General features: G+C 60.0%; 25 protein-coding genes. 15 read left to right on the plus strand and 10 right to left on the minus strand.

Annotated elements, in window-relative coordinates; all coding sequences use genetic code 11:
• Positions 1 to 86: 86 nt before the first annotated feature.
• The 3 genes from secD to ybaL all read right to left on the minus strand — a co-directional run bounded on the left by secD (position 87) and on the right by ybaL (position 4,978).
• Complete coding sequence (secD, locus tag ATY80_RS05245) at positions 87 to 2,642, minus strand: protein translocase subunit SecD (RefSeq protein ID WP_088691350.1); 2,556 nt, start codon at positions 2,640 to 2,642, stop codon at positions 87 to 89.
• Between the two features lie 92 nt (positions 2,643 to 2,734).
• Entirely contained in the window at positions 2,735 to 3,118 is a 384-nt protein-coding gene (locus ATY80_RS05250) for a hypothetical protein (RefSeq protein ID WP_088691351.1), read from the minus strand.
• A 54-nt stretch (positions 3,119 to 3,172) separates the two neighbouring features.
• Positions 3,173 to 4,978: a YbaL family putative K(+) efflux transporter gene (gene ybaL / locus ATY80_RS05255; RefSeq protein ID WP_088691352.1), complete on the minus strand. Its 1,806-nt coding sequence runs from the start codon at positions 4,976 to 4,978 to the stop codon at positions 3,173 to 3,175.
• 34 nt (positions 4,979 to 5,012) lie between these two features.
• Here ybaL and ATY80_RS05260 point away from each other — a divergent pair, with 34 nt between their 5' ends.
• Positions 5,013 to 5,318, plus strand: a complete 306-nt coding sequence (locus tag ATY80_RS05260) for a transcriptional regulator (protein WP_088691353.1) — start codon at positions 5,013 to 5,015, stop codon at positions 5,316 to 5,318.
• 4 nt (positions 5,319 to 5,322) lie between these two features.
• Here the strand turns inward: ATY80_RS05260 and ATY80_RS05265 are convergent, their stop codons facing one another.
• The gene (locus ATY80_RS05265) at positions 5,323 to 6,744 is read right to left on the minus strand and encodes a glycosyltransferase family 39 protein (protein ID WP_088691354.1); all 1,422 of its coding nucleotides are present in this window, start codon (positions 6,742 to 6,744) and stop codon (positions 5,323 to 5,325) included.
• A 648-nt stretch (positions 6,745 to 7,392) separates the two neighbouring features.
• Between ATY80_RS05265 and ATY80_RS05270 the strand changes: the two genes are divergently transcribed.
• The 13 genes from ATY80_RS05270 to ATY80_RS05330 all read left to right on the plus strand — a co-directional run bounded on the left by ATY80_RS05270 (position 7,393) and on the right by ATY80_RS05330 (position 19,471).
• Entirely contained in the window at positions 7,393 to 9,006 is a 1,614-nt protein-coding gene (locus ATY80_RS05270) for a globin-coupled sensor protein (protein WP_088691355.1), read from the plus strand.
• A 63-nt stretch (positions 9,007 to 9,069) separates the two neighbouring features.
• Complete coding sequence (locus tag ATY80_RS05275) at positions 9,070 to 9,366, plus strand: STAS domain-containing protein (RefSeq protein WP_088691356.1); 297 nt, start codon at positions 9,070 to 9,072, stop codon at positions 9,364 to 9,366.
• On the plus strand, positions 9,363 to 9,728 hold the full coding sequence (gene cheY1 / locus ATY80_RS05280; protein WP_007530053.1) for a chemotaxis response regulator CheY1: 366 nt from the start codon (positions 9,363 to 9,365) through the stop codon (positions 9,726 to 9,728). The genes ATY80_RS05275 and cheY1 overlap by 4 nt, the downstream gene beginning before the upstream one ends.
• 17 nt (positions 9,729 to 9,745) lie before the next feature.
• Positions 9,746 to 12,013 carry a chemotaxis protein CheA gene (locus ATY80_RS05285; protein ID WP_088691357.1) on the plus strand — a complete coding sequence of 756 codons (2,268 nt, stop codon included), beginning with the start codon at positions 9,746 to 9,748 and terminating at the stop codon, positions 12,011 to 12,013.
• A 4-nt stretch (positions 12,014 to 12,017) separates the two neighbouring features.
• Positions 12,018 to 12,485 (plus strand): chemotaxis protein CheW, encoded by a 468-nt coding sequence (locus tag ATY80_RS05290; RefSeq protein ID WP_088691358.1) that lies wholly within the window; start codon positions 12,018 to 12,020, stop codon positions 12,483 to 12,485.
• Positions 12,482 to 13,393 (plus strand): protein-glutamate O-methyltransferase CheR, encoded by a 912-nt coding sequence (cheR, locus tag ATY80_RS05295; RefSeq protein ID WP_088691359.1) that lies wholly within the window; start codon positions 12,482 to 12,484, stop codon positions 13,391 to 13,393. Before ATY80_RS05290 ends, cheR begins: the two co-directional genes overlap by 4 nt.
• Entirely contained in the window at positions 13,390 to 14,433 is a 1,044-nt protein-coding gene (gene cheB / locus ATY80_RS05300) for a protein-glutamate O-methylesterase CheB (RefSeq protein WP_088691360.1), read from the plus strand. Before cheR ends, cheB begins: the two co-directional genes overlap by 4 nt.
• Positions 14,433 to 14,822: a response regulator gene (locus ATY80_RS05305; protein ID WP_007530058.1), complete on the plus strand. Its 390-nt coding sequence runs from the start codon at positions 14,433 to 14,435 to the stop codon at positions 14,820 to 14,822. The genes cheB and ATY80_RS05305 overlap by 1 nt, the downstream gene beginning before the upstream one ends.
• Positions 14,819 to 15,373: a chemoreceptor glutamine deamidase CheD gene (gene cheD, locus ATY80_RS05310; protein ID WP_088691361.1), complete on the plus strand. Its 555-nt coding sequence runs from the start codon at positions 14,819 to 14,821 to the stop codon at positions 15,371 to 15,373. Before ATY80_RS05305 ends, cheD begins: the two co-directional genes overlap by 4 nt.
• A gap of 17 nt (positions 15,374 to 15,390) precedes the next feature.
• The gene (locus tag ATY80_RS05315; RefSeq protein WP_088691362.1) at positions 15,391 to 15,786 is read left to right on the plus strand and encodes a hypothetical protein; all 396 of its coding nucleotides are present in this window, start codon (positions 15,391 to 15,393) and stop codon (positions 15,784 to 15,786) included.
• A 108-nt stretch (positions 15,787 to 15,894) separates the two neighbouring features.
• Positions 15,895 to 17,589, plus strand: a complete 1,695-nt coding sequence (gene fliF, locus ATY80_RS05320; protein ID WP_088691363.1) for a flagellar basal-body MS-ring/collar protein FliF — start codon at positions 15,895 to 15,897, stop codon at positions 17,587 to 17,589.
• 376 nt (positions 17,590 to 17,965) lie between these two features.
• Positions 17,966 to 18,712, plus strand: coding sequence for a helix-turn-helix transcriptional regulator (locus tag ATY80_RS05325; RefSeq protein ID WP_088691364.1), 747 nt, complete (start codon positions 17,966 to 17,968; stop codon positions 18,710 to 18,712).
• A 12-nt stretch (positions 18,713 to 18,724) separates the two neighbouring features.
• Complete coding sequence (locus ATY80_RS05330; RefSeq protein ID WP_088691365.1) at positions 18,725 to 19,471, plus strand: helix-turn-helix transcriptional regulator; 747 nt, start codon at positions 18,725 to 18,727, stop codon at positions 19,469 to 19,471.
• A gap of 18 nt (positions 19,472 to 19,489) precedes the next feature.
• Here ATY80_RS05330 and ATY80_RS05335 read toward each other — a convergent pair whose 3' ends face one another.
• The 6 genes from ATY80_RS05335 to motA form a co-directional block, all read right to left on the minus strand.
• Positions 19,490 to 19,930, minus strand: coding sequence for a hypothetical protein (locus tag ATY80_RS05335; RefSeq protein WP_088691366.1), 441 nt, complete (start codon positions 19,928 to 19,930; stop codon positions 19,490 to 19,492).
• Positions 19,931 to 19,934: 4 nt separating this feature from the next.
• Positions 19,935 to 21,014, minus strand: a complete 1,080-nt coding sequence (flhB, locus tag ATY80_RS05340) for a flagellar biosynthesis protein FlhB (RefSeq protein WP_088691367.1) — start codon at positions 21,012 to 21,014, stop codon at positions 19,935 to 19,937.
• Positions 21,015 to 21,141: 127 nt separating this feature from the next.
• Entirely contained in the window at positions 21,142 to 22,182 is a 1,041-nt protein-coding gene (gene fliG, locus ATY80_RS05345; RefSeq protein ID WP_088691368.1) for a flagellar motor switch protein FliG, read from the minus strand.
• 29 nt (positions 22,183 to 22,211) lie between these two features.
• Positions 22,212 to 22,796, minus strand: coding sequence for a flagellar motor switch protein FliN (gene fliN / locus ATY80_RS05350; RefSeq protein ID WP_088691369.1), 585 nt, complete (start codon positions 22,794 to 22,796; stop codon positions 22,212 to 22,214).
• A 65-nt stretch (positions 22,797 to 22,861) separates the two neighbouring features.
• Complete coding sequence (locus ATY80_RS05355; RefSeq protein WP_088691370.1) at positions 22,862 to 23,800, minus strand: FliM/FliN family flagellar motor switch protein; 939 nt, start codon at positions 23,798 to 23,800, stop codon at positions 22,862 to 22,864.
• A gap of 6 nt (positions 23,801 to 23,806) precedes the next feature.
• Positions 23,807 to 24,679 (minus strand): flagellar motor stator protein MotA, encoded by an 873-nt coding sequence (motA, locus tag ATY80_RS05360; RefSeq protein WP_088691371.1) that lies wholly within the window; start codon positions 24,677 to 24,679, stop codon positions 23,807 to 23,809.
• Positions 24,680 to 24,929: 250 nt separating this feature from the next.
• Here motA and flgF point away from each other — a divergent pair, with 250 nt between their 5' ends.
• On the plus strand, positions 24,930 to 25,664 hold the full coding sequence (gene flgF, locus ATY80_RS05365; protein ID WP_088691372.1) for a flagellar basal-body rod protein FlgF: 735 nt from the start codon (positions 24,930 to 24,932) through the stop codon (positions 25,662 to 25,664).
• Position 25,665: the final 1 nt, after the last annotated feature.

Genomic DNA, 25,665 nt, shown 5'->3' on the forward strand with positions numbered 1-25,665 from the left:
GGGGCCGCGGAATCTCCCTCCATTGAAAATAAAGGGGCGCCGGTTCTGCAGCCGGCGCCCTCATTTCATTCAGCTCAGCATCATACTCAGCCGGCGGTCTTGCGCGGCTGGCCCTCTTGCGGAGGAATGATCTCTGCTTCGGGTTCGGCCGCGGTGAGGGCCTTGCCGTGGCGGCGACGCCAGTCGCCGAGGAAGAGCAGGATCGGCGCTGCGATGAAGATCGACGAAGCGCCAGCAACGAGGATGCCGAAGACCATCGGGATCGCGAAGCTCGAGACCGCGCTGCCGCCCCAGATCGCCATCGGCAGCAGGGCGAGGAAGGCCGTCGCGTTGGTGTAGAGGCTTCGTGCCAGCGTCTCGTTGATCGACCGGTCGATGATTTCGCGCAGCGGCATCGACTTATAGAGCCGCATGTTTTCGCGCATGCGGTCATAGACCACGACCTTATCGTTCACCGAATAGCCGACGAGCGTCAGGATTGCGGCGATGGCGGTGAGGTTGAAGTCGAGGCCGGTCAGCGCAAAGAAGCCGATCGCCTTGGTCACGTCAAGGATGAGCGTGACGATGGCGCCCACAGCGAATGGCCACTCGAAGCGCCACCAGATGTAGAACAGCATCGCCAAGCTTGCGATAACGACCGACAGGATGCCGGCCCAGGCAAGCTCGCCGCTGACCTTCGGGCCGATGACGTCGGTGCCGGTCACGGTTGCCGACGGGTCGATCTTGATGATCTCCGCCTTCAGCTTCTCGACGGCTGCCGTCTGGGCTTCTTCTCCACCGTCCTGGCGCTGCGCGCGCACCGCCATGGTGTTGTTGTCACCGTAGGTTTGGAGTGAGACTTCGCCGAGGCCAAGGCCGTTCAAGCCTTCGCGGAAGCGACCGAGATCGGCGGCCTCCTGCGTCTTAACCGACATCTGGATGCCGCCGCGGAAGTCGACGCCGTAGTTGAGGCCCGGATGAATGAAGAGCACGACCGAGGCGATCGACAGAAGCGCCGAGACCGTCACGCCGAAGAAGCGAGCCTTCATGAACTGGATGTGGCGGCCGTAAGGATTGAACATCATCGGTATCAGCGGACGGATGTTCAGGACCTTCAGCTTACGACGACGCGTGATCTCGATCATCGTTACACGAACGAATGCGACGGACGTGAACATCGAGATGATCAGGCCAAGCGCCATGGTCACGGCAAAGCCGCGAACCGGGCCAGTACCGAACCAGAACAGGATCGCCGCCGCGATCAGCGCCGTCATGTTACCGTCGATGATCGTGGAATAGGCGCGGCGGAAACCGGTGTCGATGGCGGCAAAGGCGCTCTTGCCCTTGCGCGTCTCTTCGCGGATGCGCTCGTTGATGAGAACGTTCGCGTCAACCGCAAGACCGATACCGAGAACGACACCCGCGATACCTGGCAGGGTGAGCGTCGCGCCCACGAGCGTCAGGGCCGAGAAGGTCAGGATCGTGTGGACGAGCAGCGCGAAGTTCGCAAGGAAGCCCCACGTGCCGTACAAGATGAAGATGAACGCTGCGACGAGCACGAAGCCGACGAGACCCGAATAGATACCCATGCGGATAGCGTCTGCGCCGAGGTCAGCACCGACGGTGCGTTCTTCGATGACGGTGAGCTTGGCGGGCAAGGCACCGGCGCGCAGCATGGCGGCGAGCGTGGTTGCACTCTCGGCCGAGAAGCTGCCGGAAATCTGGCCGGAGCCGCCGGTGATCGGTTCGCGGATGACAGGTGCGCTCAGAACCTTGTCGTCGAGGACGATGGCGAAGGGATTGCCAACGTTCTGGCGGGTGATTTCGGCAAATCGGGTTGCGCCGGCGCTGTCGAAGCGGAAGCTGACGACCGGCTCATGCGTGTTTGGATCGAAGCTGACGCGGGCATCCGAGAGGCGGTCACCCGAGATCTCGACGCGGTCGAGAACAGGATAGGTATTGCCCTTTTCGTCCTGCAGCATCGTTACGCCCGGTCCTGGCTGGTTGTTCGGGGCGAGCATGTGGAAGGACATCTTCGCGGTCGAGCCGAGAAGCTGGCGAAGGCGGGACGGGTCCTGTGCACCTGGGAGCTGTACGAGCACGCGGTTCCCGCCGATACGCTGGATCGTCGGTTCGGCAACGCCGACCTGGTCGACGCGCTGGCGAATGACTTCGAGGCTCTGCTGAACGGCCGAGTCGACGTTTGCCGCGATGCCGGCGGGCGAGAAGGCGACGATGATATTGCCGCCATTGGTTGTTACCGAGAGATCGGACTGGCCAGCGCTGAGGCCGGTGGCGATCGCGTTGCCGAGGGTTTTCAGCTGCGTGACGGCTTCGTCGCTCTGGGCCGGATCGGTCAAGGTGACAACGATCTGGTTCTGGTTGCGGACGATCGACTTGGTCTGGATACTCTTCTCACGAAGCACGCGACGGGCGTCCTGCAGGAGAGATTGCAGGCGCTCACGGGTCAGGTCAGCTTCGTCGACTTCGAGAACGAGGTGCGAGCCGCCGCGAAGGTCGAGACCGAGCGAAACCCGGTTGTGTGGCAACCATGAAGGCAAGCGGTCGAGCGTTGATTGCGGCAGTGCGTTCGGCAAAGCGATCAGAATGCCGAGGAGAATGATCACCGTATAGGTGAACACCAGCCATGGTGAATTACGCATGTTGTTGTTTATCCTTGATAACGCTTGAGCCTGCGCTCCTCGCGCAGGCGGCGTGTCTTAAAAGCAATGGAAAGCGCCGGGTAGGCGCGCATTCATGCCGCGGCCGCTGGCGGGCCATGCGAATCGTAAGCCTTGCCATCGGCAGCATGAAGCTGCGGGGGGAAGGCGACCGGATACGTGGGCTCCCCAGTTGAGAGGAGCGCGATTCTAGGCGTTACGCTTGTTGCCGCGCTACCGGAATCATAGGGAGTATATTTGAAGGCCTGCTTGCGCTCGGGGGTCAAGATGCCGCGAACGACGTCTCGCGCGCTTACCTGCGGCGGCTGGCTGTCCTTGCTGGACGAAGAAACCGAATTCGGGCCGCGCGTCGGACCGATGACGAGATTGCCGCCGAGCAGCAGACCGAGATAGGCGAAAATGGCAACGACCAGGGAGATCGCAACGCGGCTGCTCATGCGGCGCGCGTCGAGCCTCATCTCGTGATCATTTGGATTTTCAACCTCGTACCGGCTCAACGGCGCAAAAGTCTCTCATTCTTTATCGGGAGAAGGCGCTTCCTCGGCTGCGATTGTAGCAGTCTCGGCTTTGTCTTCATAGGGCACACTGTCATGATGCACTTGGGCCAGCCGGTCAACCATGCCCATGGCGATTTCTCGTTCGCCCATGATGACGGTGTCTGCACCGTATTCCTTCAATGCCTCGACCTCGGCGTCCGAATGCGCGCGCGCCACGATCAGGATGGATGGGGTGATGGCGCGGCCTTGCTCGGCAATACGGCAGGCCTCGAACGCGTTGGGAATGGCGACGACAAGACTGCGCGCGCCGGCGAGGTTCGCAAGGTCGAGTACCTCGCGCGAAACCGCATTGCCGCTGATCGCTTCGATTCCCTGGTCCCGAAGTTCCCCAATGCGCTTGTCCGAGTCCTCGATCACAAGGAAAGGCGTCCCGGACGATTTGAGGTTCTGCCCTACGATGCTGCCGACGCGACCGTAGCCGACAAGGATTGCGTGTCCACGAAGGGTTGTCGGTTGCACATCATCCGCTACCGCCGGTTCTTCAGCCGGCTCCGGTGCCGCCGGCTCCGCGGCAGACTCGTCGCGCTTCGTGCGCTCCAACAACAGACGCAGGCGATCGCAACCGTAGAAGAGTAGCGGGTTGAGAATGATCGAGATGATGGCGCCCGCCAGGATGAGGTCGCGTCCCTCCTCTGGCAGCAGGCCGAGAGAGACGCCCAGCGTCGCCAGGATAAAGGAGAATTCGCCGATCTGCCCAAGGCTCGCGGAAATAGTCAGCGCCGTGCCGACGGGCTTCCGGAACAACAGCACGATCAGGAAGGCGGCGATCGACTTTCCAATCACGATAATGAAGAGAGTGGCAAGCAGCAATAACGGCTTCTGGACAACAATATTCGGATCAAAGAGCATGCCGACCGAGACGAAAAACAGCACCGCGAAGGCATCGCGAAGCGGAAGGCTCTCCTGGGCGGCACGATGGCTGAGCTCGCTTTCGGCGAGGACCATGCCGGCAAAGAAGGCGCCGAGCGCCAGCGAAACACCGAAGAGCTTGGAGGCGCCGAAGGCGACGCCGAGAGCGATTGCCAGGACACCGAGGCGGAACAGCTCTCGGGATCCGGTGTGGGCGATGCGGTGCATCGTCCAGGGAATGATCCGTCGCCCGAAAACCAGCATCAGCCCGACAAACAGCGCGACCTTGACGAGGGTCATGACGATTATGCCACCGATGCCGAGGTCGAGGCCGAAGAGCCTATTGATCGCGGCAGAAAGGGGTTCGACCGTCGCGTGATCCCCGCCGCCGATACTGGCCGCGGCCGGGATGAGGACAAGCGCCAGAACCATTGCGAGGTCCTCGACGATCAGCCAACCGACCGCGATCTTGCCGCGATCGGTCTCGATCAGCCGTCGCTCCTGCAGCGCCTTCAAGAGGACGACTGTCGAAGCGACGGAAAGAGCAAGTCCAAAGACGAGGCTCCCTCCCGTCGGCCATCCCATCAGTGCGCCCAGTCCCCAGCCGAGCAATGTGGCAAATCCGATCTGCGCGATCGCGCCTGGGACCGCGATGCCACGAACGGACAGGAGATCTTTAAGGGAGAAGTGCAGCCCGACACCGAACATAAGCAGGATGACGCCGATCTCGGCGAGTTCGGGCGCAAGGCTCTGGTCGGCGACGTAACCCGGCGTATGCGGGCCAGCGAGAACGCCGGCCACAAGATATCCGACCAGGGGAGGCAGTCGCAGCTTGTTGGAAAGCGCGCCGAGAAGGAACGCAAGCACGAGGCCTCCGACGATTGTCGAAATCAGGGGCGTATCGTGCGGCATCACTCTCTCCTGAACTAGAAATCCCGGCTAAAACATGACATATATGGCTTATTTCAACCAATATGGGTGGTTTGACATTATGGGTCAAGGCGCAAAGGAAACAATTCTGACACCGGCACTCTGCCGAGCCGCTCGCGGATTGCTTGACTGGACGCAGCTCGACCTCGCAGAGCATGCGGCCGTGTCTCGCAGCACAATCCGCGACTATGAAGGAAAGCACCACGAAATTCATCGTGCAACCGAGGCGCAGTTGCGTCTTGCCTTCGAAAAAGGCGGCGTCGTGTTTGTGGAGGTTGAGGGGTCGGGAACGTGCCTTGGGCTCCCATCCGTCCCGAAGTGACGGTCTATTTGCCGGTGAGGCAGGCCGGTGAAATCCTGTAGGAAAAGATCGTCTTGCCGCGATAATAGCCTTCAACCGGCTGCCAGCTCCGGACCAACTCGGGCGTTTGTGCGCAGTCCACCGGATGCGTCGTCACGAAAAGAACACTCTCGGCAACATCGCTCGGCAGGGCAAAGGTCTGCTCGTAATAGTTGTCTGGTGCATCGGATGGTGGCTTTGCGTATATGCGGACAGGATCGTCTCGCAGCGTGTGGAACATGTCTGCCAGCAAGTCGCGGCTGTCGCTGACAATGATTGGGATAACCGATTGACGCGCCACCTCGCCAGCCTCGCGGCTGATCGCACTGCGGCCGAGATAGCGCTTCATGATCTCGTTGCCGTTCGGCAGCACCAGCTGGTGCGCAAAGACCGCGGCGAGCGGAAACAGGAAACTGGCCGTGCCATTTATCATCAGCGAGATGCGCAATCCCTTTGGCCAGAGACGGTCAAGCAGCCATACGGCAAGCATCGTTCCCGCGATATAGGCGGTCACACCCCAGTTGGCATAGGCCTTGGCGACCAGTGCTTGAAGCGTGATCAGCAGAACGACCGGCATCGATAGCCAGATCAGCAACCTTTCCCGCGGCTCGCTCTTGTCCTTGATCGCGCGCGCGACGGCCCAGAGCATCGCGAAGAACACGATCGGTCCGACGACGCCGAATTGTGCCACGAAAAATTCCAGGCCTCCGGCAACGTCGATGCGAAGCTTGCTCCAATGCGCGATGTTGGTGGTGTGGCGAACGGTTGTGCCGTCGTGGGCAAGATTCCACCAGAGGTTCGGCGCTGCGACGGCAACCGCAACGATGACGGATATGAAGAAATCGCGCCAGGCTATACGTGCGCTGGGAAGCAGAATGAGCGCGATCAGCCCTCCGGGAACAACAAAGAGGATCGCGTACTTCGACAGAAAGGCACAGCCGAAGGCAAATCCCATAAGAAGGGCGAGACCCGCGGAACGCTTCGCGGTCTGGCCGAAATAGGCCCACAGCGCGACGGTCAGGAAAAAGAGAAGCACGACATCCGTGGAGAAGAACACCGATGACAGCGCAACGCCCGGCAGGGTGATGAAGGTGACACCGGTCCACCCTTCGATGTCGGACCCGACAAAACGCTTGGCAGTCTTCATCATCATGATTGCGGTCGCCATATGGATCAGCGGTCCGCAAAGCCTGATCCAATAGATCGATGTCGATCCCGCAAGCTCGGTCATTGCCCGAATGACCCAGGCGATCATCGGCGGCTTTGAATAGTAGCCGAAGTCGAGATGCTGCGACCAGAGCCAGTATTGCGCCTCATCGACGAATAGATCAGTCGTGTCGAAATGAAGGGTGATCACTCGCCAGAGCGTCACGCCGAGAATGATAAAGAGGCCAAGTCTGGCGGACATGAACGGAAGTTCCGTTAAACGCAAACGCAGTAGTAGAGCCGAAGTTTAGCGCGCCGGCGTGCCGGGCGCGTGGCTGGTCTTTACCGCCTAGTTATGGAAATTCAAAGGACGCGCAGGGAAATTTGGCCGCGGGTCGCTTCGATGCGGTCCAGCAGCGTAACGGCCGCGAGAACAGCAATTGCGAGGAAGCAAGACCCCAATCCGAGAACAATCATTGCCCAATCCTTCTGACGTCATGTCACGGTTATTTCTGGGCGTATAACACAAAGCTTGCGCCGGACTTGTAGCAGCGATGCAACGCAAGCCCAGTAATTCGTAGATGGTTATTAGGGCCTGCTGGAAAGTCGACATTCATAAAATACGCATTAACCTTCAGGCAAGGAATTAACCATAAACATTGCATGAAACGTCGGAATGGGAAAATTCACTCGTTCCCACCAGGCATGACGCCGCACCGCCGTACCGGTCGATCCGGAATCCATCTCATCAAGCAGCTCCGAAGCAGAATCTACTGATCGGGAGGCTTCAGGCCGCCGGCGGCGGCCGGAGGCAAGCCACCTGTCAGCAACGTACCTGCCGCTCGGGGTAATAGATTAGTGACGGGCCTCTTGCCCGGCATGTGGTTGGGGACAGGCGTTGGGGCAGGAAATGCCATCAGATCAGGCACGAGGAGCGCAGGCAGGAAGCTTGCGTGACCGACTCCGCTTTGCCGGTCTCGATGCCGAACACTGTGATTTGGTCCGGCGCCATCGCGTCGATCTTCAGCAACACCTGACCGCCGGCCTGCGTGATCTCTTCCAGCGGTTTCAGTCCTTTCCCGACGCCGCACGGAATTTTGAAAGTGAGCGCCAGGTCGAGCGGCTCCACGACCTGCAGGCCTCGCACTGGGACGTTTTGACGGATGCGCGTTTCGACAGCCTTTATGCTGAGCGCGTGAAGGTTCTGTCCGATTCCGAAAGCAAGATGGGCCTTGACCCGCGCTGGCACGTTGCCGGCCATGGCGTTGTTCTCGAGCATGTCATCGGTGGCCTTGCGACCGAGCTGGCCGGCCGTTCCTTCCTGCCGAGCAGCCGTCGTCGCGCCAAGGAAATCTCCGACCTAATTTCGGCAATCATTCGCCTCGTGATGGTGGACGTCGAGATTGCCGTCTCCCTGCGTTTCAATGCCCTGCGGGCGACCCAGCAACGCGCGCTCGCCGATCAGCGCAGCTGTGACAAAGCCGAGATCACTCGCGTTTTCGCCGATGTGATCAATGGCCTTGCCGCCCGTGATTTGACGGTTCGAGCAACCGTCGAGGAGGACGGCGCCCATCGGGACATCGCGTTGGCGCTCAACGGTGCGCTGGATGCCGTCCAGTCCGAGTTTCAGGCGATCGCCGAAAAGACCGCGGTTGCTGGAACGTCCGTGCAGACGCTCGGCGATGCGTCGAAGCAATTTGCCGGCAATGCGTCCGCTCATGCCCGGCAGTTGCTCTCCTCTGCCGCCGCCCTTGCCGACCTCTCGGAAAGCGTCCGCCACGGTGCCGCAGGCAGCCGTGCCGCCGCGCAGGCCGCGGCTTCGACGCGCACGGCAGCCGAACAAAGCGGCGAAGTCGTCGGGCGCGCGATCGCTGCCATGGCCGATATCGAGCAGTCCGCCGAGAGAATCGGCCAGATTATCGGGGCAATCGACGAGATCGCCTTCCAGACCAATCTCCTGGCGCTCAATGCCGGTATCGAAGCTGCCCGGGCGGGTGATTCCGGGCGTGGATTTGCCGTCGTCGCACAGGAAGTGCGGGCCTTGGCGCAGCGCTCGGCGGACGCCGCGCGCGAGATCAAGACGCTTGTTAGCACCACCAAATCGCAAGTGGACGCAGGCGTCCAAATGGTCGGACGCACCCAGGATTCGATCGGCAACATCGTTCGCCAGGTCAGCGAGATCAACACGGCGATCGCCGCCGTCGCAAATCAGGCAAGCGAGCACGCCGCGAACATCGACGTCGTAACGGCCGACGTAAAGGGGCTTGGCGTGCAGATGACCGACAACGCGGCTTCGGCCGCGCGTTCCACCGAAGGAGCGGACTACCTGCACACCGTTATCGTCGAACTCGGCCAGACGATCCGCGAATTTCGCATTGCCCGGCAAAACGCCGAGCCCGCGCGCCGCGCGCCGCTGTTGGCCTCGGCGATCGATGGCAAGCAGACTGCCGATGTCGTGGCCGACGACGAGGATTTCGGATTCGCGCAGCCGGTCGCCTCGGTCGGAGGGCGGATTGTTTACTAACAGACCAGTATATGAGCGTTGCTCACGTTTGTTGAGTGAGAACCAGGAGACAAGGAAGAGCTGATGGCGGCAAGGAAAACTGGAAAGACGCTGAACCTGTCAGCGGTGCTTGATCTGAACGAAGCGACCGCGCTTCGCGACAAGCTTGCGTCGTTGCGTGGCGCCGATTTGGCCATCGACGCCTCTGCCGTCGAACGCATCGGTGCGCTGAGCGCCCAGGTCCTCATGGCTGCCGCCAAGACCTGGGACCAGGACAAGTTCGCATTCAGCTTCAGCAAGGTTTCGGACGCATTTCAGAAAACCATGCAGCTGATTGGTGTCGATATCCACCATCTGCTCGCCAAGGAGATCCGGCAATGAAGAAAAAAGTGCTTACCGTGGATGATTCACGGACCATCAGGAACATGCTTCTCGTGACCCTCAACAATGCGGGCTTCGAGACGATTCAGGCGGAAGACGGCGTCGAGGGCCTCGAGGTTCTGGAAGAGTCCAATCCCGATGTCATCGTCACCGACATCAACATGCCGCGCCTTGACGGTTTCGGCTTCATCGAAGGTGTTCGCCGCAACGACAAGTATCGCGCGATCCCGATCCTGGTTCTGACGACCGAAAGCGATGCGGAAAAGAAGAACCGCGCGCGCCAGGCCGGTGCCACCGGCTGGATCGTCAAGCCGTTCGACCCTGCCAAGCTGATCGATGCCATTGAGCGTGTAACCGCTTAAACCCAGGATTTTCTCCTATGGATATGAACGAAATCAAAGAGATCTTCTTCCAGGAGTGCGAGGAGCAGCTCGCTGAACTGGAATCCGGTCTTCTGAAAATGAATGATGGCGATCGCGATCCGGAAACCGTCAACGCGGTGTTCCGTGCTGTCCATTCGATCAAGGGCGGCGCTGGCGCTTTCGGTCTGGATGATCTCGTCGCTTTCGCGCATGTGTTCGAGACTACACTTGATTGCGTTCGTTCCAACAAGCTTGAGCCGACACAGGATGTCCTCAAGGTCATGCTGAAGTCGGCAGACGTGCTAGCCGATCTGACCAACGCCGCTCGCGACGGCGGCAGCGTTGATGAAAGCCGCAGCCGCGGTCTGGTGAAGGAATTGGAAGCGCTCGCCAACGGCGAACTGCCTACGCCGTCCGCAGCCGTGGAAGCTCCGGCAGCGAAGCCGGCACCTGTTGTCGCCGCCCCGGCGCCGAAGCCGACCGATGACAGCGGCTTCCAGCCGATACCCTTCTCTTTCGATGACTTCGGCGGCGAGGAAGAAGCCGGCTCCGATCTGCCAGCCTACGAAATCACCTTCAAGCCGCGTTCGGACCTCTATTCCAAGGGCAATGATGCGACCCTGCTGCTGCGCGACCTCTCCCGTCTCGGCGAGATGAGCTGCTACTGCAACATGGATGCGCTGCCCGGTCTCGATGATCTCGATCCGGAAGCGGCCTATTTCTACTGGAACGTGACGCTCAAGACGGACAAGGGCGAAGACGCGATCCGTACCGTCTTCGAATTCGCCGAGTGGGATTGCGACCTGCAGATCACACCCGTCGAGGCAAAGGCAGCCGCCGCCGAGGCCGAAGAATTGCCGATGATCCCGGTTCCCTTCGACCTCTCCATTCTTGATGAGGGCGCTGCCGAAGTGCCGGCCGCACAGCCGAAATCCGATGCTGCCGCTGCCGTTGCCGCTGCCGAGACGGCTTCCAACGTCACACAGATGGCTGCCGCCGCTGCCCGTGTCGAGAAGAAGGAATCTGCTGCCGCCGCTGCTGCGAGTGCGGCTGCCGCCGCGCAGAACAATGCCGCCGCCGGCCAGACGATTCGCGTCGATCTCGACCGCGTTGATCGCCTGATCAACCTCGTCGGCGAGCTCGTCATCAACCAGGCGATGCTCTCGCAGAGCGTCATCGAAAACGATACGACCGGCACGTCGTCGATCAACATGGGTCTGGAAGAGCTGCAGCAGCTCACCCGCGAGATCCAGGACTCTGTCATGGCGATCCGCGCGCAGCCGGTAAAGCCGGTCTTCCAGCGCATGTCGCGTATCGTTCGCGAAATCGCCGACATGACCGGCAAGACGATCCGCCTGATCACCGAAGGTGAAAACACGGAAGTCGACAAGACGGTCATCGACAAGCTGGCCGAGCCGCTGACGCACATGATCCGCAACGCCGTCGACCACGGCATCGAGACGCCGGAGAAGCGCGCTGCCAACGGCAAGAATATCGAGGGTACGGTTCGCCTGACGGCAAAGCACCGCTCGGGCCGCATCCTCATCGAGCTCGCGGACGATGGCGCGGGTATCAACCGCGAGAAGGTGAAGCAGAAGGCGATCGCCAACGAGCTGATCCCGGCCGATGCCAACCTGACGGACGAGGAAATCGACAACCTGATCTTCCTGCCCGGCTTCTCCACGGCTGACAAGATCTCCGACATCTCCGGTCGCGGCGTCGGCATGGACGTCGTCAAGCGCTCGATCCAGGCGCTCGGCGGTCGCATCAACATCACCTCGAAGCCCGGCCAGGGCTCCGTCTTCACAATGAGCCTGCCGCTGACGCTCGCCGTCCTCGACGGCATGGTCGTCACGGTTGCCGGCCAGACGCTGGTGGTGCCGCTGACGGCGATCGTCGAGACACTGCAGCCGGAAGCTGCCGCGATCCATTCGTTTGGTGCGAACCACCGCTTGATCTCGATCCGCAACAGCTTCTGCCCGCTGGTGGATGTCGGCCGGATCCTGAACTTCCGCGCAACCCAGGCGAACCCCGTCGAAGGCGTTGCTCTCCTGGTGGAATCGGAAGGTGGCGGACAGCGCGCCCTCATGGTCGATGCGATCCAGGGCCAACGCCAGGTCGTCATCAAGAGCCTTGAGGCGAACTATACGCACGTTCCCGGTATCGCTGCCGCAACCATCCTCGGCGATGGCCGCGTGGCGCTCATTCTGGACGTCGATGCCGTTGTCGGCGCTTCGCGCGGTCAGGCGCTGAAGCAGGACGTATCGCTGGCAGCGGTAGGATAAGCTTATGTCGTATGCCGTGAAAAATCTGAACGAGAGGGACCGCGAGTTGATCGCGTTCCGCGTCGGGGATCAGGAGTTTTGCGTAAATATCATGTCGGTCCGCGAGATCCGTGGCTGGACGCCAGCAACGGCGATGCCGCACTCGCCGTCCTACATGAAGGGTGTCATCAACCTGCGTGGCGCGGTGCTGCCAATTATCGACCTGTCCGCCCGTCTCGGCATGAAGCCGGCGGTGCCCTCGCAGCGTCACGTGATTATCGTGGCGCAGGTATACCAAAAGGTCGTCGGCCTGCTGGTCGATGCTGTGTCTGACATTCTGTCCGTCACCGAAGACAATGTGCAACCGACGCCGGAAATAGCCTCCGAACTGCAGCGTCAGTTCGCCCGCGGTATCCTGGCGATCGACAAGCGCATGATCTGCCTGCTCGAACTCGAAGCCATTTTCCCCGAAACTGAAAGCGAAGCCGCATGAATGTCCTGAGTGCAAAAGACATGCGGCAGGGAAGCCCCGAGGAGGTGCTGGCGAGCGGAGAGTACCCGTTGACGCGCCGCGACCTCACGGAAATCGCTGCGATGATCTACTCGGATGCAGGCATCTTCCTGAACGAGACCAAGGCGTCGCTGGTCTATTCGCGTCTGTCGAAGCATATCCGCAACCTCGGCCTGTCCGGATTTCGGGAATATTGTGCGCTCGTCTCCTCGCCGGCCGGTGCCGCGCCTCGCCGTGAGATGCTGTCGCATCTGACGACGAACTTCACGCGCTTCTTCCGCGAGAACCACCATTTCGAGCATCTGCGTGACCATGTGCTGCCGGAACTGCTGCACCGCGCGAAGACGGGCGGTCGGGTCCGCATCTGGTCGGCCGCCTCCTCGGATGGCCAGGAGCCCTATTCGATCGCGCTCACCGTTCTGTCGATGATGTCTAATGTCGCGGACTACGACTTCAAGATTCTGGCGACCGATATCGATCCGAAGATCCTGGCCATCGCCCGTGCGGGCGCCTACGACGAAAATGCGCTCGAAACTGTCTCGCCCGCCATGCGCAAGCAATGGTTCAGTGAGGTCGAGGTTCAAGGACGGCGTAAGTTCCAGGTCGATGATCGCGTCAAGCGTCTGATCACCTATAACGAGCTGAACCTGATGGGGCAGTGGCCGTTCAAGGGCAAGTTCGACGTCATCTTCTGTCGGAATGTGGTGATCTACTTCGATGAACCGACCCAGATGAAGATCTGGTCGCGATTTGCGGATCTGATGCCGGAAGGCGGCCATCTCTACATCGGTCATTCCGAGCGCGTCTCCGGTGACGCCAAGCATGTCTTCGACAATGTCGGAATCACGACCTACCGCTACACGAGCAAGGGCGTGGGGAGGAAGGCATGAGCGCACCAGCTAAAGTTCTCGTCGTCGACGACTCCGCCACGATGCGCGGCCTGATCACGGCTGTGCTGAGCGCCGATCCGGAGGTCAACGTCATCGGTCAGGCAGGCGACGCGCTCGAGGCACGCGAGGCGATCAAGAAGCTGAACCCTGATGTCGTGACGCTCGATATCGAGATGCCGAACATGAACGGCCTCGACTTTCTCGAGAAGATCATGCGGCTGCGCCCAATGCCTGTCATCATGGTCTCGACACTGACCCATCGCGGCGCCGATGCCTCGCTGGCAGCGCTTGAAATTGGCGCATTCGACTGCGTCGGCAAGCCGCTTCCGGGCGATTCTCGTCCCTTCGGCGATCTCGCCGAAAAGGTGAAGGCGGCCGCCCGTTCGCAGCGTCGCCAGTACACGCAGCCGGCGCCGGCCGCTCCGCCACCGGCGGTGGCCGACTTCCGCGTCGGACGCAAGATTGTCGCTATCGGTTCGTCGACCGGCGGCGTCGAGGCATTGATTGCGGTGCTTCAGAAGTTCCCGGCAAACTGCCCGCCGACTGTTATCACACAACATATGCCGCCCACCTTTACCAAGAGCTTCGCGGAGCGCCTCAACCGGCTCTGTGCGCCCGTCGTCCAGGAAGCGACGGACGGCGCGCGCCTTGAGATCGGCAAGATCTACCTCGCGCCAGGCGGCGAGCGCCACCTGCAGGTTACCAACGCCCATGCGCCTTGCTGCCGCCTGATCGAACGCGATCCGGTGAACGGTCACCGGCCATCCGTCGATGTGCTGTTCGACTCGGTGGCCGAGCTGGCCGGTCGCAACGCCGTTGGCGTGATTCTGACCGGCATGGGGCGCGACGGAGCCGCGGGTCTCCTGAAGATGCGCCATGCCGGCGCGCGCACCCTTGGTCAGAATGAAAAGACCTCGGTGGTCTATGGAATGCCACGGGTCGCCTACGAACTCGGTGCCGTCGAGCAGCAACTGCCCCTGAACGCCATCGGCGAAGAAATTCTAAAAATGACAGCCGCCCGAAAGGAAGGAACGGATTAATGTCTATCGCAGAGAAAATCAAAGTTCTGATCGTCGACGATCAGGTCACCAGCCGTCTGCTGCTCAGCGATGCGCTGACCCAGCTCGGCTTCAAGCAGATTACCGCTGCCGGTGACGGCGAGCAGGGCTTGAAGATCATGACGCAGCAGCCGCATCACCTCGTGATTTCCGACTTCAACATGCCGAAGATGGATGGTCTCGGCTTCCTTCAGGCTGTTCGCGCCAACCCGGCGACGAAGAAGGCGGCTTTCATCATCCTGACGGCGCAGGGCGACCGTGCGCTGGTCACGAAGGCCGCACAGCTTGGTGCTAACAACGTTCTCGCCAAGCCCTTCACTATCGAGAAGATGAAGGCGGCTATCGAAGCCGTATTTGGAGCATTGAAATGAATCTCGACGTTGCAGCCCGCCGCGTCAATATCATCCAGGGCGAATGGAAGGTCCTGAATGATCCGAACGCGGTCCTGACGACCATCCTTGGATCGTGTGTGGCTGCATGCCTGCGAGATCCCGTGGCGGGCGTTGGAGGAATGAATCACTTCCTCCTGCCGGGGACTGGAAACACACCGATGACGGGCGGAGACGCCACGCGTTACGGCGTCCATCTGATGGAATTGCTGATCAACGGCCTCCTCAAGCAGGGCGCGCGCCGCGACCGCCTGGAGGCAAAGATCTTCGGCGGAGCGAAGACGATCTCGACATTCTCGAATGTCGGTGAACAGAACGCCGCTTTTGCCGTGCAGTTCCTGAAGGATGAGGGTATTCCGGTCGTCGGCTCCAGCACAGGTGGTGACCATGGGCGCAAGCTCGAATACTGGCCGGTTTCCGGGCGCGCTCGGCAGTACCCGTTGACCGGTGCGGAAACGCAGAGAACTGTTGCGCTTGAGCAGCGACCGGCGGCTCCGCAGAAATCCGTTGAAACCAGCATCGAATTCTTCTGAGGGCGAGGACCTTATTGATGACCGTGAATGCAATGACAGAGCAGCCGTCGCCCGCTGAAGCCCTGCCTGATGTCCTGATGCGTATCGTCTCGGAATTGCATGACGTCGCCTATTTGATCGAGCGGATCGAGCCGCAGCTCCTCGACGTGGGAGGCGGTGCCGAACTGCTGAACTCGCCGGAAAGCATGAAAGTGATGCAGGGGATTGACCTCGCCGTGCAGAAGACACGCGGTCTTGCCGAGTTCATTGACACGATCACCGGAGAAATACCGCAGGATTGGGCAGTCGATGTCGCAACGGCGTTGAGCCTGGTGAAACTGAGTGAAATGCAACGAGCGCTGGGTGGTGGTGCCAATCACTATGGTAATGTGCAGCCCCTGGCGAAGGCAGCCGGAGACTTCGACTTCTTCTGATCCGTTTCTACTCGCACATCCCCGCGAAACGCTCGCACAAGTTTCGGCATCTATCGTCGAAATGAGGCAATAAGCCCGCTTTGTCTGTGACGGTCGTGCGAGAACAGAATGAATCTGTTAAATCAATTAGTTCAAGTCTTTAAGAACTTCAGTTCGCTAGGGCGGAATCGTCTGCTGGCGCTGGCTGGCGTGGGCGTCGTTTCCGTCGCGCTGATCCTCGGGGCGGCCTTTTTGGTCAACAAGCCGGCTCAGGAAACGCTCTATGTCGGGCTTGATACGCCTGATCTGAACCAAATCAGCATAGCGCTCGCCGAAGCGAACATCGGCTTCCAGGTAGGAACCGACGGGACCAGCATTACAGTTCCCGCTGGCATGACGGGCAAGGCCCGTCTCCTGCTCGCCGAACGCGGTCTCCCGAACAGCGCCAACGCAGGCTATGAACTTTTCGACAATGTCGGCTCGCTTGGCCTGACCTCGTTCATGCAGGAAGTCACGCGGGTTCGCGCGCTTGAAGGCGAAATTGGCCGCACGATCCAGTCGATCTCGGGCATCACAGCTGCTCGCGTCCACATCGTCATGCCCGAGGTTGGCAACTTCCGCAAAGCCGAACAGAAGCCGACTGCTTCCGTGATGATCCGCGCAAGTGCCGCCACCGGCCGCAACGCCGCGACGTCGATCCGCCACCTTGTTGCGTCAGCCGTTCCCGGCCTCGACGTCGGTGATGTCACAATCCTTGATTCGGCTGGGCAACTGCTCGCTTCCGGTGACGAAGCCAGCAACAGCTCGCTGAACCGTTCGCTGAACATCGTTCAGAACGTCCAGGGCGAAGTTGAAACCAACATCGACAAGGCGCTCGCACCTTTCCTCGGCATGGACAACTTCCGTTCCAGCGTCACGGCGGAACTGAACACCGACAGCCAGCAGATCCAGGAAACGACCTACGATCCGGAATCGAAGGTCGAGCGCTCGATTCGCACGACCAAGGAAGCCTCGCAGTCACAGCAGAAGCAGTCCGACAACGCGACCACGGTCGAGCAGAACATCCCGCAGGCAGCGCCTGACTCGGGTGGCGCCAGCGGGCCGGAATCGCAGGACAAGTCTGACAAGAAAGAAGAGCAGACCAACTACGAAATCAACAGCAAGACGACCGCAACGACGCGTAACAGCTACAAGATCGAAAAGCTCTCCATCGCCGTCGTCGTCAACAAGGGTCGCATTGCTCAGATGGTCGGCGAACCCGCCGGACAGGCGAAAGTTGATGCTTACCTTGCCGAAATGCAGAAGATCGTGGCATCGGCGGCTGGTATCAGCACCAACCGCGGCGACGTGGTGACCGTCACGGCAATGGACTTCCTGGAGAACCAGCTCCTCGAGGAAGCCGGCGGCGGCGTCCGTGTCATGGATATGCTGAGCCGCAACCTGGCCGGCATCATCAACTCGCTCGCCTTCGTCGCGGTCGCCTTCTTGGTGATCTGGATGGGCGTCCGCCCGATGATCCGCAGCGTGACGGGTAACGGCACGGCAGTCATCGGCGACACCTCGCCGGAAAGCGCCGGTCTCGAACTTCCGGATTTCGCTCCGGCGGGAGGTGTGGGCGCCGGTGGTGCACTCATGGACGGCTTCGGTTCGGACTTCGGCTTCGACAGTACCGAGGACCTGCTCAGCCTTGGCGACGACGACGGCAACTTCAACCGTCGCGTCAAGGAAGGCCCGGAACGCAAATTGGCGCGGATGGTCGAGATCAACGAGGAGCGCGCCGCGAAAATCCTCAGAAAATGGGCTGTCGACAACGCAGCCGCATAAAACAAGGCCGGGCAACCGGCCTTTTTCTTTGCCCGCACGCTGCACGGCGATCCAGCCATATTTTGCCATCGCTCTAATGCGGACGTGAAGATTTCTGAGGATAGACCTTGACAGAGGGCTGATATAGCCACGCGTTCTACGCGAATCGTATTGTCAGATTTCCCCGAATCACTTTAATTTAAGAATTCCTTAACAAGCGGAATTTGTGCACGAATCAGGGCACGAAATGCAGAAAATGTAAATCCCAAGAACTCGGAGATGGTGAATTGTGCCACCTATCGTAATCTTGGGTGATTCGCGGAGAGGTCGTAATTTGTTCAGGAGCATGCGGATCAAGCTTCTGTCGTAGGTGGTTTACAGCCGCGGGGTTTTGCCAATGGACATGCATATATTGCAGGCTCTCAAGAGCGACACGCACAAGGCAAACTTCGTTGGCATCGCGGCGACAAACCTCTCTTCACGCGACGAACTGATCGCACAACTCTGCGAGATCTCGAGCACGGGACGGTTGCAACCCGGCCTGCGCGCATTGACGGATTATGTAGGCGCGTCGCACTATCTCTTGGCGCGCGCGGACCTGGTGCAGGAGGCGGGCCTCGATTTCGTCGTCTCCTCGGACTGGCCGTTCGACCTCGTCACCAATCTGGCGCACACCTTCGTCGGCGGCTTCGCCCGGGCGACGGAGCTCGAAAAGTGCATGCAGCTCTTCCAGCCGCATTTTGCGCTCCTGCCGGATACGGCGGACGCCCCCGACGGGGCCAGCCGCCAATACTGTTCGCTGATGTTCAACATCGGCCGCTCGCGCCTTGTGCTGATGTTCCTGTTTGATGATGGGTTCATCCTGTCGCAGGAGCGGTTGCGTGACGTCGGGCTCCTGACGGCCTATTTCGCCAGCTTCCTGCAATGCGGCGCTTCGAAGGCTGACCGGGATTTTGAATTGACCGATCGGGAACTGGAGTGCCTTTTCTGGATCGCCGAGGGCAAGACGAGCGACGAGATTGCAATGATCCTCGGCATCTCCCGTAACACCATCAACAACTACATCACCAGTGTCATGCGAAAGACGGCTACGAAGACTCGTTCCGAAGCCATCGCATTCGCGGTGAGGAACAATCTCGTCTAGGGGGACGGCGTTATGGGGCAGCCATCCGGTCGGTCGATGGGAACTTCGGAAATGATGCGCAGTGCGCGGGTCAACAAGGTGGCGAGCCGGTCTGACCTGTTCCCGCGCCTGATCGGTATGCAGAAACTCGCCGATGCCCAGAATTTCGCGGTCTATCGTATCAGCGCCGCTGGCGTCCCGGCAAAGCAGCGCCTAGTCTGCGAACTGGAAAATTGGGGTTCCGTCAACAGCGGCTTCAGCCGGGCGTTCATCGACGCCCACGGGGAGATGCTGCTCGATCACATCGAGAAGTCGCTTCTTCCTGTTGTATGGGCCGGAGGGCTCGATCGCGCCGCTCCCCAGCCTGCCAGTATCGCTCCTTTCATGAAGCGCCTGACGGACGGCTTGGTTCCGTTTTCCGGCATCGCGTTTCCGGTGCGCCTCGGTGCCGTTGGCAACGGCTTTGTTGTCTTTACCGGCGACGATCTCGAGCCGGCGAGCAATATGATCGTCGAACTGCACGCGAGATCGTGCCAGATCATGATCGACCTGCTGTCGCTCGACGAGCGCCGCGTAGCGGCTGCCGAAGCTCTCAGCGAACGCGAAATTGCCTGCCTGCAGCTTGCCGGAGACGGTCGCATCAGCGAAGAGATCGCAGAGAAGCTCGGGCTCTCCGTGCATACCGTCAACGCCTATCTCGGCTCGGCAACGATCAAGCTGGATTCGGTCAACCGAATCCAGGCGATCGCAAAAGCCATCCGCCTTGGATATATCAGCTGATGTGAAGGCGCGGGCGGTTTAGCTCGCCAGAGCCTGCAAAGGTTCTACGTTGAAGCGTGCGTCGCGCAGGCTTTGCTGTAGGAAAGCGGTGTTTTCGTCGGGATCCGCCGAGGGATTCTGGAACGCGATGTGGTTGATCTCGATGCCGGCGTGCGCCTCGGCAAGCGTCAGCTGCGCATAGATCGTAATGCCGCGCGGTTTGACCTCGAGGTCGATCACCACTTCGGGCTTGCCGCCCCACTCCAGCGTGTAGCTGCCGCCATGGCCGAAGTTGACCGTGCCGGGGTGGAAGAAAAGCTCGGCGGCCGACGATACCAGATCGGAAAGATTGCCGTAGTACTCGAAGCGCAGAAGAGAGATGAGGTCCGAAGCGTCCAGAAGCCGCAATTCCGTGGCAACGGGGCTGATTGCTTCAGCAAGGATTTTTTCACGCTGGGCAGAGTAGGGGCATTTTTTCATTCGGCTATCTTACCCGTTTGTTCTTGGCTTGCGTCGCGTAAACCCGATGAATGAGTTCCGCGACTGCCTTATAGAATACAGACGGTATGACACTATCGACCGAGACTTGCGCAAACATGGAGCGCGCGAGAGGCGGGTCTTCGAAAACGGGTATTCCATTCTTTTCCGCGATCTCTCTGATTTTCAACGCAATTAGGTCCTGGCCCTTGGCGACGACGACAGGCGCGTCATTTTCCTCGCGCACATAGCGCAGCGCGACGGCAAAGTGCGTCGGGTTGGCGATGACAAGCGTCGCGCGATCGACGTTGGCAATCATGCGGCGGCGAGCGCGGTCGCGCATCAGCGAGCGCTGGCGGTTTTTAACGAAGGGGTCACCCTGCGACTGCTTGTTTTCTTCCTTGATCTCGTGCCGCGTCATCTTCAGCTCGGTGAACCAGTGATAACGCGTCCAGAAGAAGTCGGCGATGGCCACGACGGCGGTAGCGATCAGGACGACGATGGTGATCTTCTGCATCGACGTCATCATGCGCGCGAAGATCGTCTGCGGATCGGAGAACATCGCGTCGATCGCGTTGAAGTATTCGCTTTTCAGCACAAAGAACATGACGACGCCAACGATCACGATCTTCGTCAGCGATTTGCCGAACTCGATGAGCCCAGGCAGGCTGAACAGCCGCGACCATCCCTTGGCGATTGAAATGCGCGAAAACTGCGGCCGTATGCGCTCGAGTACCGGCGTTGGCAGGTTCTGCGAGATGGACGCGGCGACCCCAAACACCATGAACAGGATGAAGGCCGGCGCGAGCAATGCCGCCGAAACCCAGCCCAAATGAACGAACAGGGAGAGGACGTCCGGCCCCGTCTCAATCTTCCATTGGTCGGGCTGCTCGAAAATGTCCTTCAGCGCCCCGCCGACTTTGCTGAGCCCGCTCGGCAGGAAGAAGATGATGTAGACGAAGGTGGCAAGAACAGTCGCAAAGAGCGGCACTTCGCGCGAAAACGGCACGTTGCCTTTCTCGGCAGCGTCGCTTTTCTTTTTCGCTGTCGGGTCTTCTGTTTTGCTGTCCTTGTCGTCGTCGGCCAAGGCCGAGGCCCTCCATCAAAAGAAACGGCCGCGCCAGGGCGCGGCCTTTCCTGAAGGGTATCTCCCTTTTACCGCCGCGATCAACCGCGGCAGCGGGGAGGGGACGCTTCGTGCACAACAACCGTGGTTAAGCCGCTGCAGAGCCTTCGCCCTCGGTCTCCTTGAGCTGGATTTGCCCGGAGTTTGCCAAGCGGATCGCTTCCTGGGCGATGGCGCGGCGTGCGATAGCAATCTCGCGCGGATTGATGCCGACGGTTCCGCTCTGCAGATCCGATTCGATCATGCGGCGCTGGCGCGGGCTGATCGATGCCAGGACTGCCTCGCGCATATCGGCGGACGACCCGCGCAATGCCATGGTCAGGATGTCGGCCGAGATGTCGTTGAGCAGCATCACGCGGCTGCGCTGCGGCATGAGCATGAGGTCGTCGAAGAGGAAGATCTTCGGGCGGACCTTGTTGACCGATTCGCGGCTGATCGATTCGAGCGAGGTGAGCAGGGTATCGACCTGCGGCTTGTCCATCTCGTTCATCAGCTCGGCAACCTTCGTCGAGCCGATCGAATTCTTCTCGGCCTCGATCTCCGCCAACAGGCTCATCACCTGTTTCTCGATGATCTGTGCGGCCTTGGGGCTGACGGATTTGAGGTTGACGGTACGGTTCATGATGTCCGCGCGGCGGCCGTCCGGAATCTGCATCAGGACCTTGGCGCCGAACGAAGAGGGCATCATGGAAAGAATATAGGCAACCGTCTGCGGATGCTCGCGCAGGAGGAACTTGCCGATGAAGGCCGGGTCGCCCTCGCCGAGACGGTCCCATATCGACGTTTCGTACGCCTGGAAGGTGGTACGACGGCCGAGAAGGCTATCGACTTCGTCGGGCGTCAGGCCTTCTTCAAGGATGCTCTCGATCGCCCTGGCGTTGTCCATAAGACCGGCGCCTTCGGTGAACAGATCCTCAAATTCAGCGACAAGCCCGAGCAGCTCATCCGGCGGGATGGCGCGCAGTGTCTGCGCCGAGCCGATGATTGTCTGCAGCTCGGCCTGCGTGAAATACTTCAGCAGCCTGCCGGCGACCCCTTTCCCCATAGCGAGGAGAACAGCCGCCGCCTTTTCAGCCTGGGTCAACGGTTTCTCGGCTAGAGCGCCGCCGAAATCGTCAAAGTCCATCATGGTCTAACCTCTCCGTCCCTGCACCGGGATCAGGCTTTTTTCGTACTCAAAACTTCTATCAGTTTGACGCCGAAACGCGTGTCGTCGTTTTCCAGAACAGTGATCTCGCCGCGAGCGATCTTGCGGCCATTCACCATGATTTCGACCGGTTCACCGATCTTCTTGTCGAGTGCGATCGTTGCGCCTTCGTTCAGGTTCATCAGCCCGGCGACCTGCATTCGGCTGCTGCCGAGCATGATCTGAACGTCGATCGGGATGTCCATGATCAGGTCGAGGTTCGACTGCATGGCGCTGCCAAGCGGCGCCGGTTCGGAAGCGACCGCACCAAAGGAGCCGTCGCCGAAATCAGCGGAGCCGCCAAAGTCGGATGTTGCGCCGAAATCGCTGCCACCGAACCCGGAATCGCCAGCGGTATCCTCGAAATCGCCGCCAAAGGTGGACAGATCGGTGCTGCCGCTGAAGGCGTCGCTCTCCGCGGCGAAATCGGGCAGGCCGCCTTCCGCGTCGGTTTTCAGGACGCCGCGCAGGTCATCGATGGCCTGATCAAGCTCGGCCTCGTTGCCCGGGAGCTCCAATGAAAGGTCGCTGTTCTTGGGTGTCTTCTTCGTCGCCATGAAATCACTATTCCAGTTGAAACTTGCCTCAAGCTGCCGTGCGGCCAGCCCGGTTGGAAAATGGGCTAATTCATCAAGTGGCGGATGAGTTCGTCATCCGAGTTAATCGTATCCTTCACCCGGACGGTATAATTCTCGCCCGAACGTCCAAACTCGCAGACGTACAATTCCTTGCTGTTGGCGCTGACTTCGACGCGGACATCGCCGCGATCGTAGAAGGGAATGACATCGCCAGCTGCAAGCTTCGAAATGGTCCTGAGCGTCAGGTCCTGCAGACGGATCTTGGCGTTGAGCGTTACCTGCGAGCGGCGCACCTGCTCGCTGAGCTGATCCGTCCATTCGGACGATTTGGCCGACTGCCCCTTGGCCTTCGGAGCTGCCACCGTCGTCTTCAGCAGGGCAACCTGTGGAACGATCAGCGAGAAGTCCGAGGTAATGCCGGAAAGCGTGATCGACATGTTGATTGCGGCCGCAAACTCGTCAGGCTTGTCTTCGGCGGGCTTGACGCGCGTTTCGAACGCATAGGGAAACTCCATGGTCGGCTCGAAGCCGCCAGGCGCGTCCACTGCGGAGCGAAGGACGTTGGCGATCTTCTCGAAGACCATGACCGCAAGCTCGAGCTCGATCACGGAGAGCAGGCGGTCCGCCGGCTGCTCGACGGTGTCGGCGGCCGCCCCCAGCAAATGCTCCATCAGCGTGATGATGAAGCTGTTACCGCAGGCCAGCGTAATGTTCTGCGACCAATTGCGGAGCGTCGCGTCGACAAGTGTCGTGTTGCCACCGAGATCGGCAACAAGGTCGTTCTTGTGCCCGCTGTCGCAACCGAGGTAGGCCACCTCGACGTCGAGGTTTGTCTCGCTCTTGATGATGTCTGGCAGGAAGACCGTATAGACGTCGCCGAATTCACTGCAGATCTTCGCAACAGTTGCCTTGTCGCCGAGCCTTCCGGTCAGCTTGGCAAGAAGTGCTTCGTCCATGAGGGGTTTCTTGAGGGTAGCGTTCATGACCGTTTACGCCGCCTTGCTCTCGCCGCCGGGGTTCATCATTTCCTGCTCGACGGCGTCGATCGAAGGACGTTCGTAAGCAGAGATCGTCTTGCGGCCGTATTCAAGCGCGACTTGCGGCACGGAGCCGTTCATGTAGGCAAGCAGCGTCTGTTTGACGATGACATACAGGCGATGCTGCTTGTTGCGGACGATCTTGATCTGGGAAACGATTGGCTGGCACACGCAATAAGACAGGAGAATGCCGAGGAAGGTGCCAACGAGTGCCGACCCGATCAAGTGACCGAGCACTTCGGGCGAATCATTGATGTGTGCCATGGCCTTGATGACACCGAGAACGGCGGCGACGATACCGATCGCCGGGAAGGCGTCGCCCATGATCTGAATGGCGTAGTATGGCTTCATCTTGTCGTGAAGGATCGTGTTGATCTCTTCATCCATCAGCGCTTCGATTTCATGCGAACGGGCATTACCGATGATGATCAGACGGACGTAGTCGCAGATGAATGCCGTCAGTTCCTTGTTCTTGAGGATCGTCGGAGCGGACTGGAAGATCGAGGACTCGGCCGGATTGTCGATATGGGCCTCGATCTCGTTGCGTGACTTCGTACGCAGGTCGCGCATCAGGGAATAGAGGACACCGAGCGTATCGAGGTAATTCCGTTCCTTCGGGACCGTGTGCTTGAACGCTTCACCGAGCGCCTTGCCGGAATCCTTTACGACCTTCATCGGGTTGCCCATCACGAAGCTGCCAAGGCCGGCGCCGCCGATGATGACGAGTTCGAAAGGTTGCCAGAGGGCGTCGATATGGCCGCCCATCGCCATGAAACTGCCGATGATGCAGCCGACCGTAATCACAAATCCGATAATGATATTCATCGTCAGTCCAAACCTGATCGTTATTTTCAACAGAAGGGATAGGGCTGCTGGCTTGCGTGAGGCTGATGATTGCCTCTGCAAATCAAGCTTTTCCATGCCAGCTTCGCGCAAGCATTTGCTGTCAGCTTGTTGGTGACGAATGGGCATCCGTGCCCGTTTCTGAGATGCCGCCTCAGCGAAATCCGTGGTCGAACCGACTCAAACACCCTGGATTTCGTACCGTTCATCGCCAATGCAGGAGCCTATCGGGATGCAATCCGGTCTTTATGTTTCGTTGTCGTCGCAGATCGCACTCGAACGTCGCCTCACCACCATCGCCGATAACATGGCGAACGTGAACACGACCGGCTTCCGCGGGACGGAAGTGAAGTTCGACGAGATGCTCGGCGAGACCGGCAACAAGATCAACGCCAAGATCGCCTATGTGTCACAGGGCAACGACTATTTGTCCGGCGACAGCGGCGAGCTGGAGCATTCCGGAAACATGCTCGACTTCGCGATCAAGGGCGATGCCTGGTTCTCTCTGGACACACCGGCCGGCAAGGTTCTGACCAAGGATGGTCGCTTTACGATGAAGGGGAACGGCGAGCTCGTCTCCGTCCGCGGCTATTCGGTTCTCGACGCCGGTGGCTCGCCGATCACGCTTAACACGGCCGCTGGCGAACCCAAGGTCGGCGCCGATGGATTGATCTACCAGGACGGCAAGCAGGTCGGTTCGCTGGGTCTCTTCGAGGCCGATATCAGCAAGGGTTACCTGCGCTATGAGAACAGCGGCATCATGACGACCGAGCAGCCGCGTGCCGTCACCGACCGCTTCAATGTCGGCGTCCAGCAGGGTTATCTGGAAAACTCCAATGTCAACGCCATGCGCGAAATCACGCAGCTGATCGAAGTCAATCGCGCCTTCGAGAGCATGACATCGCTTTCGAAGGACAGCGAGGCTTCATTCAGCGAGGCGATCAAGACGCTCGGCGGCAGCCGCTAGC

Origin of the sequence: Rhizobium sp. R711 (assembly GCF_002211365.1) — a bacterium.
Classification (GTDB): Bacteria; Pseudomonadota; Alphaproteobacteria; order Rhizobiales; family Rhizobiaceae; genus Rhizobium.

What these genes read in the sequence shown, in the direction of transcription:
- secD (WP_088691350.1), bottom strand. Translation starts at nt 2,642, where the DNA reads ATGCGTAATTCACCATGGCTGGTGTTCACCTATACGGTGATCATTCTC.
- ATY80_RS05250 (WP_088691351.1), bottom strand. Translation starts at nt 3,118, where the DNA reads ATGAGGCTCGACGCGCGCCGCATGAGCAGCCGCGTTGCGATCTCCCTG.
- ybaL (WP_088691352.1), bottom strand. Translation starts at nt 4,978, where the DNA reads ATGCCGCACGATACGCCCCTGATTTCGACAATCGTCGGAGGCCTCGTG.
- ATY80_RS05260 (WP_088691353.1), top strand. Translation starts at nt 5,013, where the DNA reads ATGACATATATGGCTTATTTCAACCAATATGGGTGGTTTGACATTATG.
- ATY80_RS05265 (WP_088691354.1), bottom strand. Translation starts at nt 6,744, where the DNA reads ATGTCCGCCAGACTTGGCCTCTTTATCATTCTCGGCGTGACGCTCTGG.
- ATY80_RS05270 (WP_088691355.1), top strand. Translation starts at nt 7,393, where the DNA reads ATGCCATCAGATCAGGCACGAGGAGCGCAGGCAGGAAGCTTGCGTGAC.
- ATY80_RS05275 (WP_088691356.1), top strand. Translation starts at nt 9,070, where the DNA reads ATGGCGGCAAGGAAAACTGGAAAGACGCTGAACCTGTCAGCGGTGCTT.
- cheY1 (WP_007530053.1), top strand. Translation starts at nt 9,363, where the DNA reads ATGAAGAAAAAAGTGCTTACCGTGGATGATTCACGGACCATCAGGAAC.
- ATY80_RS05285 (WP_088691357.1), top strand. Translation starts at nt 9,746, where the DNA reads ATGGATATGAACGAAATCAAAGAGATCTTCTTCCAGGAGTGCGAGGAG.
- ATY80_RS05290 (WP_088691358.1), top strand. Translation starts at nt 12,018, where the DNA reads ATGTCGTATGCCGTGAAAAATCTGAACGAGAGGGACCGCGAGTTGATC.
- cheR (WP_088691359.1), top strand. Translation starts at nt 12,482, where the DNA reads ATGAATGTCCTGAGTGCAAAAGACATGCGGCAGGGAAGCCCCGAGGAG.
- cheB (WP_088691360.1), top strand. Translation starts at nt 13,390, where the DNA reads ATGAGCGCACCAGCTAAAGTTCTCGTCGTCGACGACTCCGCCACGATG.
- ATY80_RS05305 (WP_007530058.1), top strand. Translation starts at nt 14,433, where the DNA reads ATGTCTATCGCAGAGAAAATCAAAGTTCTGATCGTCGACGATCAGGTC.
- cheD (WP_088691361.1), top strand. Translation starts at nt 14,819, where the DNA reads ATGAATCTCGACGTTGCAGCCCGCCGCGTCAATATCATCCAGGGCGAA.
- ATY80_RS05315 (WP_088691362.1), top strand. Translation starts at nt 15,391, where the DNA reads ATGACCGTGAATGCAATGACAGAGCAGCCGTCGCCCGCTGAAGCCCTG.
- fliF (WP_088691363.1), top strand. Translation starts at nt 15,895, where the DNA reads ATGAATCTGTTAAATCAATTAGTTCAAGTCTTTAAGAACTTCAGTTCG.
- ATY80_RS05325 (WP_088691364.1), top strand. Translation starts at nt 17,966, where the DNA reads ATGGACATGCATATATTGCAGGCTCTCAAGAGCGACACGCACAAGGCA.
- ATY80_RS05330 (WP_088691365.1), top strand. Translation starts at nt 18,725, where the DNA reads ATGGGGCAGCCATCCGGTCGGTCGATGGGAACTTCGGAAATGATGCGC.
- ATY80_RS05335 (WP_088691366.1), bottom strand. Translation starts at nt 19,930, where the DNA reads ATGAAAAAATGCCCCTACTCTGCCCAGCGTGAAAAAATCCTTGCTGAA.
- fliG (WP_088691368.1), bottom strand. Translation starts at nt 22,182, where the DNA reads ATGATGGACTTTGACGATTTCGGCGGCGCTCTAGCCGAGAAACCGTTG.
- fliN (WP_088691369.1), bottom strand. Translation starts at nt 22,796, where the DNA reads ATGGCGACGAAGAAGACACCCAAGAACAGCGACCTTTCATTGGAGCTC.
- ATY80_RS05355 (WP_088691370.1), bottom strand. Translation starts at nt 23,800, where the DNA reads ATGAACGCTACCCTCAAGAAACCCCTCATGGACGAAGCACTTCTTGCC.
- motA (WP_088691371.1), bottom strand. Translation starts at nt 24,679, where the DNA reads ATGAATATCATTATCGGATTTGTGATTACGGTCGGCTGCATCATCGGC.
- flgF (WP_088691372.1), top strand. Translation starts at nt 24,930, where the DNA reads ATGCAATCCGGTCTTTATGTTTCGTTGTCGTCGCAGATCGCACTCGAA.